Raw genomic sequence first — 18,487 nt, 5'->3', positions numbered from 1 at the left:
AGGTATTCAGATACTGGCTCAAAGCGAGGATGTAGATCCCGCCCTTGGCGGGGACGCTGTTCTAATAGCTTGGGTCCAGGGGCTCCACACCTGCATGCGAGGGGCAGTCGGACGCGATTTTTAGTACCTCGCCGCAGTCAACGGTGCATCCGCCCATTGCCAGGCCTTCGCTTGCTGGCGTGATGTCTCGCTGGCGGCATCGGTCTGGCCCAGCGCCTGTTGCGCCTGCGCCAGGCCGAAAAGCGACCAGCCGTTGACCGGGTAGGTTTTCAGATCCTGGGTGAAGGCATCTGCGGCGCCCTTGGCATCGCCGGCTTCCAGCAGCGCGGCGCCCAGGTAGGGGCGAACGGGCAGCGGCCAGTCGGCCGGCTCGTTGTAGGCCAGGGCATCCTCGGCGGCGGCGGCTTGGCGCAATGCGGCGATGGCTTCTGCCTGCTTGCCCTGTGCTTGCAACAACTCGCCGTGCAGCAGCGCGTCGGCCACTTTCAGTACGCCGTCGGCGTGGTTGATGTCGAAGAAGCTGACCTGCGCCATTGCAGGGTTCACCGCGATGGCATGCAAGGCATCGGCTTCGCGTGCGGCATCGGCCAATGCGCCCTTGCGCACGTGGGCCATGCCGCGTGCGAAATGACCGATCGCGGTCGGGTAGGGCAGGGCCGGCGGTGGGGTTGTGTCGGACAGGATCGCGTCCCAGTCGCCGAAGCGGACCTGGGTAAGCAATGGCGTCACCACGAACTGCTGCATGAACTGCATCGGCGCTTCGCCCATCGCGGCATGATCGGCGCGCTCGGCGGTCTGCTTGGCCGCCTGCAATGCCAGCGTGCGCGAGCCGGTCAGGCCGGTGGTCATGGCGGCGAAGTGCCAGTTGTGTGGCACGTAACCCAGCGGGTAGACGCCGTTGCTGCCACGGCACACCGCAAGGAAATCCTTGTCGGCGGTGGTGGCGGCAAGATTGGTCAGGGTGGCGTCGTGGTAGCGGCCAACGCGGATGTAGATGTGCGCCGGCATGTGCACCAGATGCCCGGAACCGGGCGCAAGCGCGGCCAGCGCATCTGCATGCGGCTCACCACGCTGCGGTTCAGGCGAGGCCTCGATGGCGTGGATGAAGTAATGCATCGCACCGATATGGCGCGGATTGCGCGCCAGCACGCGTTCCAGTTCACCGACCAGGGTTGGCGTGAACGGCGCCGGCGAGCCGTCCGCATTCCAGTACGCCCATGGCGAGAGGTCCATCAGCGCTTCGGCGTACAACGTGGCGGCATCGTCATCGTCGGGGAACTCGGCGACCACGCGCGCCATCGCATCGGCATAGCGGCGATCCAGTGGCTTGCGATCCTCCGGTGCGGGATCGGCGTAGCGCGTCTGCAACGCCTGGATCAAAGCACGATCCACTGGACGGGCATTGCCGGCCAGTGACGCCGCGCGTGCGGCAAGCGTGGTGGCCTGGCTGGCCGCGGCCGGGTCCATCGGCAGGTTGATGTTCGGCCCCAGTACCAGCGCCTGGCCCCACACGCACATTGCACATTGCGGGTCCAGCCGTGCCGCTTCGGCGAAGGCGCGGCCGGCGGCTTCGTGATTGAAGCCGTAGGCCAGCCGCAGGCCCTGGTCGAAGTAGCGCTGCGCTGCTGGCACGCGTGTGGCAACGTCGCGATGCAGATCGCCGAAGGTCTCAAACAGCGGCAGCTCGGCTGCGCCGACGTCGGCCGGAGCATCGGCGGTTTTCTGCTTGCCTGAATCACAACCCGCAAGCAGGGCCACGGCCAGCGCCGAGGGCAGCAGCAGGAGCAGGGGGCGGCGGATCATCATGGCCTCTCCGTGACGGACAGGCGCGACGATAGCGCTGGAAAAGCCGGCCGTTGATACGGCGGCGTGAAAGTCGCTGCAGGGGCGGCGGCAGAGTGTTTCAAGCATGTAACAGTGCGCTGCTGCCCCGGTGCGAAGACGCGGCGGAAGTGCATCGACTGGCACGATTCATGCCGGAACGCCGCCGCTTGATCGGGGCAGCGTGTCGATGCGTGCTCAGGTCATCGGTTGAGCACGCATCCGCTCGACTCAGCCCGACGCCGTTACCCTGCAGCCCGGTGATCGCTGCTGGCCAACAGGCAGTTTCGGTTCCAGCGTCAGCCGCTGGACGTCGGAGAACAGCTGTTCCACAGGCATTCCGAACGGTGCAAACAAACGCAGCTGGCCCTGGCGGTCGAACACGTAGCCACCCGAGGTGTGGGTCATGGTGTAGGTGCCCGGCAAACTGCCGTCCTCGCGTTCGTAGAACGCCTTGAACGATGACGCCATTGCTGCCAGCTGTGCATCGTTACCGATCAGTGCGGTTGCGGTGGGGTCGAAGGCTTTCACATACGTCTCGGCGACGGCCGGGGTGTCGCGTGCCGGGTCGACGGTGACGAATACCACCTGCAGGTTGTCCGCATCCGAGCCCATCAGATGCTTCACACGATTGAGCTCGACCATCGTGGTCGGACACACGTCCGGGCAACTGGTGAAGCCGAAGAACAGATAGGTGACCTTGCCGTGGAAGTCGGTGGGCGAGCGGGTGACGCCGCTGCTGTCGGGCAGCGTCCAGTGCTGGCCCAGTTCTTCGCAGGCGATGTCCTTGCCGTAGAAATCCACCTTGGGTTTGGCCGCGCAGGCAACCAACAGCACGCTGGCGGCGGCGACGAGGACAGTGGAGAGACGAAGCTTGCGTGCCAGGGCGGCAAGACGAATGGCGGGGGAGCGATAACGGGACATGGCTCTATCGATGCAGGGATGGCCTGCCAACGCACGCGACACGGGCCGGCAGTTGCCTGCCAGCCCGTGCGTGTGCATCAGTTGACCATCATGTGGAAGTGCATGCTCCAGATGATCCAGATGGAGAGCGCGACCACGATGAAAAGAATGACCAGGGTGAAAACAAAACTGGCCAGGTTCCAACCGCCCTCCGAGGAGCGGTTCATGTGCAGGAAGTACACCAGCTGCACGATGATCTGCACGACGGCAAAGCCGACCAGCAGGAACAGCGTCAGCGGCCGCGACAACACCGGGTTCATCACCAGCATGAAGGGGATGACGGTGAGCACCGCGCAGATCACGAAGCCGATCAGGTAGGAGCGGGTCGAGCCATGTCCACCACCGGCGCGGGACGTATCGATATCGGACATGGTCAGAACACTCCAATCAGATAGACAAAGGTGAAGACGCAGATCCAGACCAGGTCCAGGAAGTGCCAGAACAGGCTCAGGCAGGAAATGCGGGTGACATTGGTCGGGGTGAGGCCGCGGCGATGCACCTGGTGCATCACCACCGCCATCCAGATCAGGCCGCTGGCCACGTGCAGGCCGTGCGTGCCCACCAGCGCGAAGAACGCCGACAGGTACGCGCTGGTGGTCGGGCCGGCGCCGATGTGGATCAGGTGGTTGAACTCATATAGCTCCATGCCGATGAAGCCGGCGCCGAGCGCGAAGGTGACGCCCAGCCATGCCAGCACCGCCTGCTTGTTCTGCCGGTGCATCGCCAGCACGGCCTGGCCGTAGGTGATGCTGGAGAACAACAGCAGGAACGTCTCGACCATCACGAACGGCAGCGAGAACAGCTGCGCGCCGGTCGGGCCGCCGGCGTATGCGTTGCTGAGCACTGCATACGAGGCGAACAGCGAGCCGAACAGCACCAGGTCGGACATGAGGTACACCCACATGCCGAAGACCTTCATGCCGCCCTGTTCGTGCCCATGGTCGTCATGGGCGTGGTCGCTCACCTGCTCGGTGGTGACCACGGTGTTGGACATCAGGTTCATGCAATCACCCCGTGCTGCTTGAGCTTGCTTTGGTGTTGTTTCTCGATCTTGGCCACTTCATCGGCGCTGACGTAGTAGTCCACGTCCTCGTCGTAGGAGCGCACGATCAAGGTGACGATCATCGCCACGAAGCTCGCGCCGGCCAGCCACCAGATGTGCCAGATCAACGCGAAGCACAGCACCAGGATCCAGATGTTGAGGATCAGCGGCACGCCGGTGTTGCGTGGCATGTGGATCGGCGCGTACGTCTTAGGTGGCGGTGGCAGGCCTTCCTTCTTGGCTTCGTGGAAGGCATCCAGCTGGTCGGCCTTGGGCACCACGGCGAAGTTGTAGAACGGCGGCGGCGAGGGCGTTGCCCATTCCAGCGTGCGCGCATTCCACGGGTCGCCGGTGACGTCCTGGTTCTTCTTGCGATCGCGAACGCTGACGTAGATCTGCACCAGCATCAGGATGATGCCCGCGAACACGAACAGAGCACCGATGAAGGCGGCGATCAGGTATGGCGTCCACGCCGGGTTGTCGTATTGGTTCATGCGCCGGGTCATGCCCATGAAGCCGAGCATGTACAGCGGCATGAAGGCCAGATAGAAGCCGATCACCCAGCAGGCGAACGACCACTTGCCCAGACGCTCGTTGAGGGTGAAGCCGAACACCTTCGGGAACCAGTAGACGAAGCCGGCCAGGTAGCCGAACAGCGCGCCACCGATGATGGTGTTGTGGAAGTGGGCAACCAGGAACAGGCTGTTGTGCAGCAGGAAGTCCGCACCCGGAATGGCCAGCAGCACGCCCGTCATGCCGCCGATGGTGAAGGTCACCAGGAAGGCAATGGTCCACAGCATCGGCACGCTGAACTCCACGCGGCCGCCGTACATGGTGAACAGCCAGGTGAAGATTTTCACGCCAGTCGGAATCGCGATGATCATCGTCATGATGCCGAAGAAGGCATTGACGCTCGCGCCGGAACCCATGGTGAAGAAGTGGTGCAGCCACACCACGAACGACAGGATGCCGATGGCCAGTGTCGCACCCACCATCGACTTGTAGCCGAACAACTTCTTGCGGGAGAACGTCGCGGTGACTTCCGAGAAAATGCCGAACGCCGGCAGTACCAGGATGTACACCTCCGGGTGGCCCCAGGCCCACACCAGGTTGACGTACATCATCGGGTTGCCACCCAGGTCATTGGTGTAGAAGTTGAAGTCCAGGTAGCGGTCAAGCGTCAGCGCGCCGAGTGCGACGGTCAGGATCGGGAAGGCTGCGATGATGATCACGCTGGTGACCAGCACGGTCCAGGTGAACACCGGCATCTTCATCAGCGTCATGCCCGGCGCACGCATGCGAAGGATGGTGATGAACAGGTTGACGCCGGTCAGCAGGGTGCCGACACCGGAGGCCTGTAGCGCCCAGATGTAGTAGTCAACGCCAACGCCTGGACTGAACTCGATGCCCGACAGCGGCGGATATGCCACCCAACCGGTCATCGCGAATTCGCCAACGCCCAGCGAGATCATCATCAGCGCAGCGCCGACCACGAAGATCCAGAAGCTGAAGGCATTGAGGAACGGGAATGCCATGTCGCGCGCGCCGATCTGCAGCGGCACGATGATGTTCATCAGGCCCACCACGAAAGGGGTGGCCACGAAGAAGATCATGATCACGCCATGCGCGGTGAAGATCTGGTCGTAGTGCTCGGGTGGCAGGAAGCCATCACTGCCGGGTCCGGCGGCGGCCAGCTGCGCGCGCATCATCAGTGCGTCGGCAAAGCCGCGCACCAGCATCACCAGCGCGACGACGACATACATGATGCCGATCTTCTTGTGGTCCACCGTGGTGAACCAGTCGCGCCAGAGCACGCCCCACAGTTTGAAATAGGTGACCGCAGCGAGCAGTGCGATGCCGCCGAGCACCATGCCCGCCAATGTCACCACGACGATCGGGTCGTGCAATGGCACGGCATCCCACGTCAACTTACCGAACATGTTCATTACTCCTGGGAGGCCTTGGTTTCTGCGTGATGGCCCGATGTGGCCGCGGTGTTCTCACCCACGCCGATGAACTGGTCGATGACCTTCTTGAACAGCAGCGGTTCGACCGTGGCGAAGTGGCGCACCGGTTCCTTGCGGGTGGGCGCGGCCAGTCGCTTGAATTCGTCGAAGCTCAGCTGGTCGGGCGAGGTGCGTACTTCGGCGACCCATGCGTCGAACTGTTCATTGGTCATCGCGGTGGCGATGAACTTCATGTTGGAGAAGCCGTGGCCGCTGTAGTTGCCCGACATGCCGTCGAACTTGCCCGGCTCGTTGGCGACCAGGTGCAGCTGCGTGCGCATGCCGGCCATCGCGTAGATCTGCCCACCCAGCTGCGGGATGAAGAAGGTATTCATCGTCGAGTTGGAGGTGATGTCGAACGCCAGCTGTTGCCCGGCCGGGAAGTTGAGCTGGTTGACCGTGGCAATGCCCAGGTCGGGGTAGACGAACACCCACTTCCAGTCGGTGGCGATGACTTCCACATGCAGCGGCTCGCCGGGGATATCCAGCGGCTTGTACGGGTCAAGCTCGTGCGTGGATTTCCACACGATCACCGCCAGGATGGCGACGATGATCAACGGCACGCCCCAGACCACGATCTCCACCTTGGTCGAATGCGCCCACTCGGGGATGTACTTGGCCTTGGTGTTGCCCGCGCGGTACTTCCACGCGAACACGAAGGTCAGCACGATGGCCGGTATTACCACGATCATCATCAGCGCGACGCAGATGATGATCAGGTCGCGCTGGGCAATGCCCACGTCGCCCTTGGAGTCCAGCAGTACCCAGTTGCAGCCAGCCAATCCCACGCATGCCAAAGCGGCCAGCGCTGGGCGGATGCGTTTCCAGCAGATATTCATTGAAGGTCGACCCTGTTGAAGGAGCTGCTGACCGGGGACTGCCAGCGCCCGATACACGGGCGGGGAGCGGCTACACTGTCCGTACGGCGGCGCCTACAAAAGGATTGCCGATCCAGTCAAGCCCATACAAGATACAGCATTGTATGGGTTGATGCACGTACAACGCATGGAAGGATTTCCCTGATGCAGCAACCTGCCGCTGGCCGACGCCTGAAAAAGCCCAACCGGACCTGGGTCCGTCCCTTCACCGAGGGCACTGGCCCGCTGTACCTGCAGATTGCCCAGCAGGTGCGCGAGGCCGTGGACGATGGCGTGCTTCAGCCCGGCGACCGGCTGCCGCCGCAGCGTGACCTGGCCCAGCTGATGGGCGTGGACCTGACCACCGTCACCCGTGCCTATGCCGAGCTGCGCCAGTCCGACCTGCTCGACGCACAGGGCGCGGGCGGCACCTTCATTGCCATGTCGGCCGGCAACAGCGCCACTTCGGTGGACCTGAGCATGAACATCCCGCCGCTGCTGGGCAGCAGCCCGTTCGCGCAGAGCATGGAGCGGGGCTTCCAGCAGCTCAGCCAGCAGCTGGGGCAGGGCGAATTGATGAGTTATCACGTCGGCGCCGGTTCCCGTGACGACCGGGCCGCCGCCGTGCAGTGGCTGGCGCCGATCCTGGGCGCGGTGTCGGCCGAGCGGGTGGTGATCTGCCCCGGCGCGCAGGCCGCGCTATGCGCCCTCCTGCTGGCCAAGACCCAGCCGGGCGACGTGATCGCCGCCGAGCAGCTCACCTATCCGGGCCTGCTGGCCGCCGCGCGCGTGCTGCAGCGGGGCATCGCGCCCATCGCCATGGACCATGAGGGCATGCTGCCGGAGGCGCTGGAAGAAGCCTGCCAGCTGCGCAAGCTCAGCCTGATCTACCTGATACCGACCATCCAGAACCCGACCACGGCAACCATGTCGCAGGCCCGTCGGGCGGCCATCCTGGCCATTGCCCGGCGCCACGGCGTGGCGGTGGTCGAGGACGACCCGTACTGGCTGTTGGCCGCCGATGCCGCGCCGCCGCTGGCCGTGGAGTCGCGCCCGGAAGCGCCCGTCTACTACGTCTCCACCCTGTCCAAGTGCCTGGCCCCGGGCCTGCGCACCGCCTACCTGGTGATCCCGCCGGGCGAGCCGATGGAGCCGCTGCTCGATGCGCTGCGCTCGATCGCGCTGATGCCGACCCAGTCGATGGTGGCGGTGGCCTCGCATTGGATCCGCAGCGGCCAGGCCGACGAGATGGTGCGCCGCTTCCAGCAGGAGTTGCGCCAGCGCCAGCAGATCGCCGCCCGCATCCTGCCGGCGCCGTACCAGGCGCACCCGACCGGCCTGCACGTGTGGCTGCCGCTGCCGCCGCGGCTGGATCAATACCGGCTGATCCAGTCGGCGCAGGCGCAGGGGCTGGGCATCGCCAGCTCCGAGGCCTTCAGCATCGAGGAGCAGGCCGGCAACGCCATCCGCCTGTCGCTGGGCGGGGCGGTGGACCAGCACAGCCTGGCGTCCGCACTGACCAAGCTCACCGAAGTTATCTCCGCTGCGCCTGAGACGCGGACCAACGTCATCGTCTAACCGCGTCCGGAGCTTCCCGACGAAATCCATACAAAAATGATACATTGCAAATCTTGTATGGATTTGTGGGTGTCGGTGTGCGTCGGGAAAAGCTGAGGTTTCATCTGGTCATGCTGGGCTGCGGGGGCTTCATCGTCCTGGCGCTGGGCTCGCTGGTGTATGTCTGCTCCCGGCCACAGACGGCCAGCGTGCAGGCCAGCGAGCAGGCGGCCATCGCGCAGTGCTGGCAACGCAGCCGTGACCCGGAGCGCACCGAAATCTACCGCCGTGCCCAGGCCGATTCGTGCCGTGAGATGCACGAGCAGTACGTGCACAAGTTCGGCCCGGATGCCGCCACGTGAGCACGCACGGCGGCGCGCCGTCGCGGCGGCGCTGGATGCGGCTGTGGATCGCGGCAGGCTGCGTGGTCATGGCTGTCGTTGCGGTGGCGATATGGCAGTACTTCGGTTTCAGCGAGCAGGCCAGTTTTGCCGAGCAGGCCATCGTGTTCGACGACACCCAGCTCAAGCTGCCGGCCGAACTGGCCGGTGCAACGGGACGCATCCGCGTGGTGCATTTCTGGGACCCGGCCTGCACGGTCTGCAACCGCGAAACCGGCGCGCACCTGAGTTACCTGACCACGATGTATCGCCGTGCCGGCATCGACTTCTATGCGGTGCGCCGGCCTGGTACGGAAGGCGAGCTGCCGGATTACCTGCAAGGCCGCTTGAAAGAGCTGCCGACAATCCAGGGCGTCGAGCAGATACCCGCCAGTCCTGCGGTCGCCATCTGGGACCGCGATGGTCATCTGGCCTACGCCGGCCCGTACAGCATCGGCATGGTGTGCAACTCGGCCAACAGTTTCGTTGAGCCCATTCTCGACAAGCTTGTCGATGGGCAGACCGTGCGTCCGCGTGGCCTGCTTGCCGTTGGCTGCTACTGCCGCTGGCAGAAGGGCGGTTGATCTCCACGTCATGAACCTGCAAGCATCCGATCATGCGTGGACTTTTTGTCCGCGCCAAAAGAACAGCGGGCACCCACTCCAACCGACCGATGGTTGTGAGCAGGCACCCGCCGCTGATGCAAACGATAGCGCCCGACATCTTCCCTACATGGCGCGACAGTTTGTCGCAGCCCTGCACAACCCATGCGAAGGTGCGTGGTGAGCTGGATAGACAGCGCGCTGGCCAGCAGCGGCCCGATCTATCTGCGCATCGTCAGCAGCATCGAGCGCACCATGAACATGGGCGAGTTGGTGCCGGGCCATCGTCTGCCATCGCAGCGTGCATTGGCAAAGCAGCTGGGCATCGATCTGACCACGGTGACGCGTGCCTTCGATGAAGCGCGCAGGCGTGGGTTGATCGAAGCACGCGGACCGCAGGGCAGTTTCATCGCGCCGCCCAAGGCCGCGTTCGGGCAACCGGTGGACCTGAGCATGAACGTGCCGCCGGTGCCCGATGCCACCGCGTTGAACGATGTGCTGCGACGTGCTGCTGCTGCGGTGCTCGCACGCAGCAATGCGCCCAATCTGATGACCTACCATCTCACCGGCGGCAGTCCCACCGATCGACACGCGGCCACGAGTTGGTTGCAGCCGATGCTGGGCAATGTTGTCGAAGCAAGGCTGGTGGTCGCCGAGGGCGCGCAGTTCGCGCTGGCTTCCATCCTCATCAGCCAGACCCATGAAGGCGATGCGATCCTTTGCGATCACCTCGTGTATCCGGGCCTGCTGCAGGTGGCAAAGTCGTTGGGCCGGCGTCTGCTGCCGGTGAGTGGCGACGAACACGGCATGTGCCCGGACGCGCTTGAACGCCTTTCAAGCGAAACTGGCGCACGTGTGGTCTACCTCAATCCCACCTGCAACAACCCGACCGCGCTGACGGTTCCAGCGCAACGCCGGGCCGATCTCGCGCGCGTGCTGCAACGCCGGGACATCCTGGCCATCGAGGACGACCCTTACTGGCACCACGACGCCGGCAAGCCCGTGCCCATCGCTGCGTTGGCACCGGACCACGTCTACTACGTGTCCACGCTGTCCAAGGCGATCAGTCCCGGCCTGCGCACGGCCTTCGTGCAATGCCCTTCGGCGCGCCATGCCGAAGCACTCGCTTCCGCCCTGCGTTCCATCTGCCTGATGGGTCACCCGCTGGTGATGGCCATGGTCAGTCAGCTGCTGCTGGACGGTTCGGCGCATGCACTGCTCAAACAGGTGCTGGCCGAGGCCAGTGAACGCACCGCGTTGGCCGGGCATCTGCTGGCTCCGTCATTGAAGGCACAGGCGACAGGCCTGCACGCGTGGTGCACGGTGCCCGAGCCATGGACGGACGCTACTTTCGTGCGCGCGGCGCAGTTGCAGGGCCTGGCGATATCGCCTTCATCGGCGTTCCGCCCCGACCGCTCGGAACACGGGCGTGGCTTCCGCCTGTCACTGGGCCAGGCGAGCAACCGGCGACAGCTGGAGAGCGCCCTGCGTCGCATCAACCAGTTGATCATCTCGCCCGAGGTGCCGGCGGTGCAGCGCTGAGTGATGCACGTGACAGATTTCCTGCCGATGGTCGCCGCGCGTCGTGAAGCTGGTGTTCCTAACGTTGCAACAGCAAGCGGTCATCCCGTTCCAAGAAGCACGCGGCGTTGCTCATGCAAGGAGACGTCCGGGAACGAGAGCAGAAGCGTATCCCCAATGGTTGCCGATGCCGGCATGTCCGGGCCGGTAATGCGCTCTGCATTGCCGGAATGGCTCGGAAGTTGCTGTTCCTGGACGGGGGGCACAACCATCGCCATTGAACGCGCCGGGCATGAAGGGCACGGATGGTTGGCTGGGCCGGAGGAAATGCGGGTTCAGCAGCGCTGGTACGAATGCCAACGTCCACTGAGCCAGGAAAACCCGCAGCCGGCCGGCAGAGGAAGCACTGCATGTGATGCGACAAGCAGCCGTGCAGCTGACGCTGGGCCGGAGAACAGCTCGGGGCCGAGTGGCCAACCTCTGGCCGCGAGCCGTCCAGCAGGAAGCGCTGAGGCCGTCGTGCCTGCAAGCCCCAGGACACGGTCGGCGTCTGGTATCCGATGAAAACCCTGCAACGCCGATGGCGGATGGCATTGGCGTGATGAAGGCCGGTACTGACCTGGGCGCGCGTCTACCGGCGGCCATATGTAGAACTCGGCCACGGGGTCGACATCATCCCTGGCGTTTGTGTGATCTGCCCTTGTCAGCCTGGCTTCCGCTGGCGTTGGACGTCTTGTCACTGGCAGCAGCGGGCTTTTCGGGGCTTGGTTTGGTGCGGAACGGCGTGTTGCCAAGCACCTCGATCTTTCCACCGGCGCTGCTGAAAGCCGCCATGTCTTCGGCCATGCGCTCACGGCTCAGATTGCGTTGCTGGAGGTGAGAGCCGGAGATGGAGCTGGAGCTGGTCTTTCCCGCAGGCATCGAGCCGGTCTTGCGCGGTGGTGTGGCCATGGTCATGTCCTCAGGTAAGTTGCAACGCGATGGTGCGATCTTTCTGCCGTGCATGCTCGTCGCGCTCGGCCCTGCAGTAGGGGCCGCCCATGACAAATGATCTGCACACGATTGGCCTGCTGGCGTAGATGCGACATCTCATCTGCTGTCCGTCCAGGGCCACGCACCAGCCGTCCTCATCCTTGGCCATGACGTGAAGGCCACTGGGCAAACGGGTGGTCAGGTGCGCCGGTATGGTGTCCCTTTCTTCCAGCACCACGGTCAGTTGGCAGCAAAGGGAGTCGCATGCAGCGCAGGTGATCCTGGCTTTCTTCTCGCGCTCTACGCGGTTCATCTGGCCACCGCTTCCACGTCACGTGAGTAGTGCAGCAGCTGGCCGCGAAAAGGCTCCACATCCGCATCATTCAGCCGGCAGCGGGTCGATTTGAGATCGAAACCCTGCAATCCCAGCGCTCGGCTGAAGCGTGCGCTGTTGCCGCGGCCGGGGTCGGTGATGACAACCTCCGTTCTGGGCTTGGCATGGCGCCGTATGACTTCGGCCATCAGTGCGGCATGGCCTTGCTCGTAGAGAACGTCGCTGGCAATGATCAGATCGAACGTGCCCAGCGATGGCAGCTCCCGATCCCAGCGCAGCTGACGATAGTGCACGGCCGGCAAAGCATTCAGGGCGGCGTTGTAGGCAAGGAATGGTTCGGCCAGTGGATGTATGTCGGAAGCGACCACGTTGCCGCCTCGCTGCATCAGCACCAGGCTGGCCAACCCGATGCCGCAACCCAGCTCGAGGATCCGCTTGTCTTCGATATCAAAGCGGGACATGGCCTGGGCGAGTAGACGACCGGATGGCCACAGCTGGCCGAACAGGCTCCATTGTGCCGAGGAGATACCAAGGCGTGCTCCATGACCATCGGGATCACTGAATTGCTGTTTGTCGCTGAGGACGCGCAGCAGGTACATCTGGCCACCAATGGTGACCTTCTCATTGCGTGTCGAATAACCGGGCATAGCGCACTCCCGCCGAGCGACCGCCCCGGTATCGGGACGGTTGACGCATGAAAGGGAGCGGAGTGGGCAACCATCAAGGCAGCTGCACAGGGCGCGCGAGACAGACGGTGTCTGTGCTGTGCATCCTAACACTGTGTACCCGCAGACCTTCACATTCCGCCCGGCGTCGACCCTGCCGCCTTCTGTCCGGATGTGCTGCCGAACCTGGCAGCCATCCTCTCCGCAGCCGGCGTGGCTGGTTTGCAGGTGAGTGTCAGGTCATGTGTGGGAGGCGAACGTCGGCGTCGGGAAAGGCGCAGGAAGAGGGCGGCTGATCCGGTGAAATCCAGTGTTGTTTCACCATGATGGAAGCGTTCTCATGCGGACGATCCAGTCGGTCTGATCGGCATGCCGGTGCCGGCGCGTCAATCTGTTCTGGTGTGCGACCCCACGCAGGAAAATCATGCACATCGAGGAGCAGACGTGGACGCGTGTGGTCTCATCACCATTGCTGAGTCATCGAACGCTCATGTGCTTTGTGTCTTCATCGGCTTCTGATCAATTCCGGACATGAGTGCAGCATTGGAAGTGTTGGCTCCTGGCAGGATTCCGTTGCTTCTGGCGGATGCCTGTTACCCGCAGTGGACATTGCGCGCACAGCGTTGGAGTGATGTTGGATGGATCAGGGCGAACGTTCAGACACAGAGGAGGAATCTAAACAGCTGTTTCGCGCATAAATTGAGGCGTTGCGGCGCGGCGGAGGATCAGTCGGTGAAACAGCGACTCGCTTATCAATGTCGACTTCACCAGGGCCGACGCGCATCGACAGCGGATAGGCTGCGCGGGTCGATCAGATCAGTTGAGTTTTGGTGAAAGTTGATGGATTCAGGTCGTCGCTATCACGAATTGCTTCATCTTCACAGTCCATCTACGCATTGCAGCGTCATCATCTCGATGGCAAAAAGTACCTCCGAGATCCCATACGAAGGAGCATTGGAATGATTCTGTCCAAACAAAACATGGTGCGTACGCTCGGCGTGGCCCTCGTTGCCACCTTGGGCCTTGGTGGCTGCGCCACCTATAAAGAAGAGTTTGCAACGATCAACTCACGCCTGGATCAGCTCGATACGAAGGTGCAGGGCGCAGCCCAGAGTGCCGAATCGGCCAACCAGTCCGCACAGCAGGCCAACCAGCGGCTGGATCAGATCGAAAGCCGCGTCCAGAGTCTTGAAGCGTCACCACGTCGCGTACCGCGCGGTTAAGTGCTCTTGCACAAAATGGTTTGAACTCCAGACCCGGTGGCCTTTGCTGGTCACCGGCGTCTTTGCTTTACCCAGTCTTCGTTGCTAGGAACTGTTCTTATCAATACGCGCATACACCCTGCGATCCTTGTCGCTAATGGCGCACTCTTGTTGGCGCTGGCGTTCTGGAACTCCGACGTGGCCAACGCCCAGGAGGCTATCGCGCAACCGGTGGCCGAGGTTGACCAGCTTCCGCAAGGCCAGGAAGTGTCCGACACGGTGATCGAGCTCGCGGGCTGGGTGGTCGCAAGCGGGGACAGCCAGGGCTATCCGTTCGCGGTCATCGACAAGGCCGCTGCACAGATACTTGTGTTCGGCGGGGATGGCCGGCTTCGCGGCGCGGTGCCTGGGCTCTTTGGCTCGGCGGTCGGCGATCACACGGCGCCTGGCATCGCTGGCCTCGCGCTTCGCGAAATTCCGGGCCGGGATCGCACGACGCCTGCCGGTCGTTTTGTGGGCGGCTTCGGCCCATCAATCGATGCAGGGCGCGTGCTGTGGGTGGACTACGATTCCGCGGTCTCCATTCACCCGACGGCCACTGGTGTCCCGGCCGAGCGGCGCGTCGAACGCCTTGCATCGCCTGCACCGGACGACAACCGCATCACTCACGGCTGCATCAACGTCCCGCCCGACTTCTACGAGCAGATCATCGCTCCGACCTTCGAGCGGGGTGGGGTGTTCTACATCCTGCCGGACAAGAAGCCGCTGGCGGAGACCTTCCCGGAGTTCGTGCAAAGTCGCACGACGGCGCAGGGCAACGACGAGCCCGTCCCTGAGTGATGGGTCCGTGGGCGTGTTGCGTGGGTGCTGAGGCGGCGTAGTCGCTGAAGTAGCTCGCGGCGCACGGGACGCGTTCGCTGGTGTGCAGCGCACCGTCGTGCCTCCCATGCCGTGGGGGTCGGGTCAGGCGTTGCGCCTGGGCCTGGCAGTTTGTCGAGCCACGAAAGTCCACAGGCATGCGTCCTTGACTCAGGCACCCGCCTGTCCGGCATTGTTCCGTCGAGCTTGTCGGGTTAACAGGTCTGACAATTGATTCATGCCGAAGCGGCTTCACGGCACAGCCTGATTCCGGCCTGGCTCATGAACGCTTGTGACCAGGGCACCGAGCGGCCTGAAGCAGGTATCTGCGCAGGATGGCCTGGCTTGATGATTTCAATACCTGCCCAGCGGGCCGGCTCCAGTAGTTTTGCTGACGACACCACTTCCCACGTTTGAGACGCTACCCGCTTCCATCCTGGAGGACTGCGGCAATGTCTTCGAACAAGAAGCCGAACATTCTGGTGATCTGGGGCGACGATGTTGGCTGGATGAATCCCAGCTGCTACCACCGCGGCATGATGGGGTACTGGACCCCTAACATCGATCGCATTGCCAACGAGGGTGCGCTGTTCACCGACTGGTATGGGCAGCAGAGCTGCACCGCAGGTCGCGCTGCCTTCATCACCGGGCAGTGCCCGATTCGCACGGGCCTGACCAAGGTCGGTCTTCCGGGCGCGGATATCGGCATTGCTGCTGAAGATCCGACCATCGCCGAGATTCTGCAGCCGCTGGGCTACGTGTCCGGGCAGTTCGGAAAGAACCACCTCGGCGACAAGAACAAGTTCCTGCCGACGGTGCATGGGTTCTCGGAGTTCTACGGAAATCTCTATCACCTGAATGCGGAAGAGGAGCCTGAGGATCCGCAGTACCCGAAAGACCCCCGGTTCAAGGCTGCCTTCGGTCCTCGTGGTGTGCTCAAGGCATGGGCCACCGACAAGGATGACAAGAACGATGAGCCGCGCTGGGGCGTGGTTGGCAAGCAGAAGATCGAAGACACCGGGCCGTTGACGAAGAAGCGCATGGAGACGGTGGACGAGGAGTTCACTGCTGCCGCATTGGATTTCATCGAACGCCAGGCCAAAGCCGACCAGCCGTTCTTCTGCTGGATGAACACCACGCGGATGCACGTGTGGACCCATCTGAAAGAGGCATCGGCGGGCGTCACGGGCCTGGGCCTGTATCCGGATGGCATGGTCGAGCTGGACGGTTTCGTCGGCCAGTTTCTCGACAAGCTTGATGAGCTCGGCATCGCTGACAACACCATCGTGATGTTCTCCACCGACAATGGCGCCGAGGTCATGAGCTACCCGGATGGTGGTCAGACGCCATTTCGCGGCGAGAAGGCGACCAACTGGGAGGGCGGCTATCGCGTGCCGGCCGTCATCCGCTGGCCGGGCGTCATCGCGCCGGGTTCGGTGATCAACGATGTCTGCGCGCATGAGGACCTGATGGTCACCTTTGCTGCCGCGGCAGGCGACCCGGACGTCAAGGAGAAATGCCTCAAGGGCAGCTACAAGGCCAACGGCAAGACCTTCAAGGTGCATCTGGATGGGTACAACCTGATCGATGCATTCAAGGGGCACAAGAACGGCCCGCGTCCGCCGGAGGGAATGGTCGAGCCGGGCAAGCGCGAAGCAGACCAATGGCCGCGACAGGAGTTCGTCTACTGGGGTGACGATGGCGACCTGTTCGGCATTCGCGTGAGGCATATCAAGCTGAACTTCGTGGTGCAGAACCACACCGGAATCGATATCTGGCGGCGTGGCTTCGAAAGCATGCGCATACCGTTGACGTTCAATCTGCGCGCGGACCCCTTCGAGGCGAGCGATCAGGCGGGCAACCAGTTTGCGACCGCCAACCAGTTGTTCTTCATCGCGCCGGGACAGGCAATCGTGGCCAAGTGGCTGGGGTCGTTCAAGGAGTTCCCGCCACGACAGAAGCCGGCCAGCTTCAACGTGGACGCCGTCATGCAGAAGATCAACGACGCCGCATCCGTCGGCCCGGGAAGATAGTCCCGTTCGAGGAGAGGAGGTGCCGTCCAATCCGGCACCTTCTGCGAGCATCAACGCACGCGAAAACCGCGCGGGAAAAGGCAGGTGCGAGAGCCTTGTGTCTATTGCGTCCTGGTCACCGCCGGCGGGCTCCAGGTCCGCTCGATGATCGCCGCATCCGGCCAGTACGCCCTTATGTAGAGCGAGAACTCGTCGGCCGGTGCCGGCAGCCAGTTGCTTGCCCTGTCTGGCCCTGGCGAAGCGTGCTGGATGTAGAGCGTGAGTGAGCCGTCATCGTTCGGCTTGAGGTCCTTGTTCTTGGTGCCAACGCCAAAGCGGTTGATCGGGTTGGGCTCGAACAGGTGGTGCTTGTTGTACAGGGTCAATGACCAGAAGCCCTTGACCGGGGGCGTCTGTCCTTTCGGAAAGGTCACCGTGTACATGGCGTTTGCTGCGCCGCTCAGGCGCACACCGTTCTGGTCGACATCGGTGTAGATGTAGCGTGTTTCATTGGCGGCGTTGTCGTAGATGTTGGACTTTGCCGAGGCCGTGCGTGAGAGATAGTCGAAGCCCCACTGCGCGCCATTGGACGGCGATGTCCAGCCGTTTCCGACCGGGCTTCCGTTGTTGCGGAAGTCAAACAGCGGCGAGATGACTTCGTTCTCAGCTGCGACTGCCGCCTTTACCAGTCCTTCCTTTACCTTGGGGTCGCTTGCAGCGGCCTGCAGCACCGAATTGATGGTCGAGTACAGCGCCTCCTCGCCAGGCAGGGGTGGAACGCCCTTGATGATGGTGGGCAACTCATCGAAGAACTTCTCCGGCGATACGAACTTCATCTCCCCCGAGCCGCTCACGCTCGGTGCCGGGAAACTGGGTGTGCTCGCCCAATCCTTGGTCTTCATCTTCCCGTCGAACTGGTTGAGCGGATACAGGACGACCTGATTGACCAGTGATTTGACCGCGGCGCGGTCTTCAGCCGTATCGTCCATGAAGATGCGCGGCAGCACGGCAACCAGGTCGGTCGAGGACCGGCATACGCCCGTGATGCCCTTTGGCACCTCACCCTTCCAGTTGGGGCCGGCCAGCAGATAGAAGCCCGGTTTGCTGTCGTATTGCTTGCCGATGGAGCAGAACGACTCGGTACGTGCATCGGCCATCTGATAGACAAAGAACCGATCGCCGAAGTCCGGTACCTGGATGACCACGGGCAATGTGTCCAGGTGCTGGTAGCCGGCGCCGTACACGGTGTCCTGGTTCGGGCAGGCGACGAAGTTCTGATCGGCTTTGATGTAGTCGGTCAGCATGCTGATCGACCCAGGTGGCGCCACCGGCAGGATGCCGCCGTTACGCCCGGGCTCGGGCACGTCGACCATCGCCAGCGAACGGTTGTAGTGGTTCATCAGCGGCCAGCCCCACACATAGATCATGCGGCCGACCGTATCGATGTAGCCGGGTGTCATCACCGTGCCGGGCGGTGTGCCGCCGATGTCAGCCGCAGACGTGGGCGGCGCGACCTGGATCGTGGAGATCGCCTCGGTCTTCACACTCGTCGTATCTGCTGCGCCTGGCTGCGGTGGGCTCTTGCTGCGCTCGCAACCGCCGATAAGCATCGTACCTGAGAGCAGTACCAGAATTCCGCGGAAAGTGGTCATGGTGTCTGCCTCGACGGCGATGTTGTCTGCCGATCATGAAGTC

16 protein-coding genes and 1 pseudogene are annotated in these 18,487 nt (G+C 63.1%); 7 read left to right on the top strand and 10 right to left on the bottom strand.

Features of this window, described 5'->3' with window-relative positions:
* Positions 1 to 120: 120 nt before the first annotated feature.
* The 6 genes from LR961_RS15460 to cyoA form a co-directional block, all read right to left on the bottom strand.
* A complete protein-coding gene (locus LR961_RS15460; RefSeq protein ID WP_232150832.1) occupies positions 121 to 1,803 on the bottom strand; it encodes a hypothetical protein in 1,683 nt (560 codons plus the stop codon).
* Positions 1,804 to 2,052: 249 nt separating this feature from the next.
* The gene (locus LR961_RS15455; RefSeq protein WP_232150831.1) at positions 2,053 to 2,745 is read right to left on the bottom strand and encodes an SCO family protein; all 693 of its coding nucleotides are present in this window, start codon (positions 2,743 to 2,745) and stop codon (positions 2,053 to 2,055) included.
* A gap of 77 nt (positions 2,746 to 2,822) precedes the next feature.
* A complete protein-coding gene (gene cyoD, locus LR961_RS15450; protein WP_057631596.1) occupies positions 2,823 to 3,155 on the bottom strand; it encodes a cytochrome o ubiquinol oxidase subunit IV in 333 nt (110 codons plus the stop codon).
* Between the two features lie 2 nt (positions 3,156 to 3,157).
* Entirely contained in the window at positions 3,158 to 3,778 is a 621-nt protein-coding gene (gene cyoC / locus LR961_RS15445) for a cytochrome o ubiquinol oxidase subunit III (protein ID WP_232151167.1), read from the bottom strand.
* Between the two features lie 5 nt (positions 3,779 to 3,783).
* Positions 3,784 to 5,766: a cytochrome o ubiquinol oxidase subunit I gene (gene cyoB, locus LR961_RS15440; RefSeq protein WP_232150830.1), complete on the bottom strand. Its 1,983-nt coding sequence runs from the start codon at positions 5,764 to 5,766 to the stop codon at positions 3,784 to 3,786.
* A gap of 5 nt (positions 5,767 to 5,771) precedes the next feature.
* On the bottom strand, positions 5,772 to 6,671 hold the full coding sequence (gene cyoA / locus LR961_RS15435) for a ubiquinol oxidase subunit II (RefSeq protein ID WP_232150829.1): 900 nt from the start codon (positions 6,669 to 6,671) through the stop codon (positions 5,772 to 5,774).
* Between the two features lie 183 nt (positions 6,672 to 6,854).
* Here cyoA and LR961_RS15430 point away from each other — a divergent pair, with 183 nt between their 5' ends.
* The 4 genes and pseudogenes from LR961_RS15430 to LR961_RS15415 all read left to right on the top strand — a co-directional run bounded on the left by LR961_RS15430 (position 6,855) and on the right by LR961_RS15415 (position 10,770).
* A complete protein-coding gene (locus tag LR961_RS15430) occupies positions 6,855 to 8,267 on the top strand; it encodes a PLP-dependent aminotransferase family protein (protein WP_232150828.1) in 1,413 nt (470 codons plus the stop codon).
* A gap of 110 nt (positions 8,268 to 8,377) precedes the next feature.
* A complete protein-coding gene (locus LR961_RS15425; protein WP_232150827.1) occupies positions 8,378 to 8,608 on the top strand; it encodes a hypothetical protein in 231 nt (76 codons plus the stop codon).
* Positions 8,605 to 9,210, top strand: coding sequence for a DUF6436 domain-containing protein (locus LR961_RS15420; RefSeq protein ID WP_232150826.1), 606 nt, complete (start codon positions 8,605 to 8,607; stop codon positions 9,208 to 9,210). Before LR961_RS15425 ends, LR961_RS15420 begins: the two co-directional genes overlap by 4 nt.
* 10 nt (positions 9,211 to 9,220) lie before the next feature.
* A pseudogene (locus tag LR961_RS15415) lies at positions 9,221 to 10,770 on the top strand (PLP-dependent aminotransferase family protein).
* Between the two features lie 651 nt (positions 10,771 to 11,421).
* On the opposite strand, the gene LR961_RS15410 reads toward LR961_RS15415, so the two are convergent.
* From LR961_RS15410 to LR961_RS15400, 3 genes are read right to left on the bottom strand one after another with little or no spacing between them, the layout of a single operon-like run.
* Positions 11,422 to 11,700, bottom strand: a complete 279-nt coding sequence (locus tag LR961_RS15410; RefSeq protein ID WP_232150825.1) for a hypothetical protein — start codon at positions 11,698 to 11,700, stop codon at positions 11,422 to 11,424.
* 10 nt (positions 11,701 to 11,710) lie between these two features.
* A complete protein-coding gene (locus tag LR961_RS15405; protein WP_232150824.1) occupies positions 11,711 to 12,034 on the bottom strand; it encodes a YkgJ family cysteine cluster protein in 324 nt (107 codons plus the stop codon).
* Positions 12,031 to 12,702 (bottom strand): protein N-lysine methyltransferase family protein, encoded by a 672-nt coding sequence (locus LR961_RS15400; protein WP_232150823.1) that lies wholly within the window; start codon positions 12,700 to 12,702, stop codon positions 12,031 to 12,033. Before LR961_RS15400 ends, LR961_RS15405 begins: the two co-directional genes overlap by 4 nt.
* Positions 12,703 to 13,679: 977 nt before the next feature.
* Here LR961_RS15400 and LR961_RS15395 point away from each other — a divergent pair.
* The 3 genes from LR961_RS15395 (at position 13,680) to LR961_RS15385 (ending at position 16,813) form a co-directional block, all read left to right on the top strand.
* Positions 13,680 to 13,943, top strand: coding sequence for a hypothetical protein (locus LR961_RS15395; protein ID WP_232150822.1), 264 nt, complete (start codon positions 13,680 to 13,682; stop codon positions 13,941 to 13,943).
* A 150-nt stretch (positions 13,944 to 14,093) separates the two neighbouring features.
* Positions 14,094 to 14,762 (top strand): hypothetical protein, encoded by a 669-nt coding sequence (locus tag LR961_RS15390; RefSeq protein WP_232150821.1) that lies wholly within the window; start codon positions 14,094 to 14,096, stop codon positions 14,760 to 14,762.
* A 470-nt stretch (positions 14,763 to 15,232) separates the two neighbouring features.
* Positions 15,233 to 16,813, top strand: a complete 1,581-nt coding sequence (locus LR961_RS15385) for an arylsulfatase (protein WP_232150820.1) — start codon at positions 15,233 to 15,235, stop codon at positions 16,811 to 16,813.
* A gap of 101 nt (positions 16,814 to 16,914) precedes the next feature.
* Here LR961_RS15385 and LR961_RS15380 read toward each other — a convergent pair whose 3' ends face one another.
* Positions 16,915 to 18,444, bottom strand: a complete 1,530-nt coding sequence (locus LR961_RS15380; RefSeq protein ID WP_232150819.1) for a DUF1254 domain-containing protein — start codon at positions 18,442 to 18,444, stop codon at positions 16,915 to 16,917.
* Between the last annotated feature and the right edge of the window lie 43 nt (positions 18,445 to 18,487).

This window comes from Stenotrophomonas sp. SY1 (genome assembly GCF_021202945.1).
Classification (GTDB): domain Bacteria; phylum Pseudomonadota; class Gammaproteobacteria; order Xanthomonadales; family Xanthomonadaceae; genus Stenotrophomonas.
Note: the sequence above shows the minus strand (reverse complement) of the source record. Positions and strands in the feature narration are given on the sequence as shown.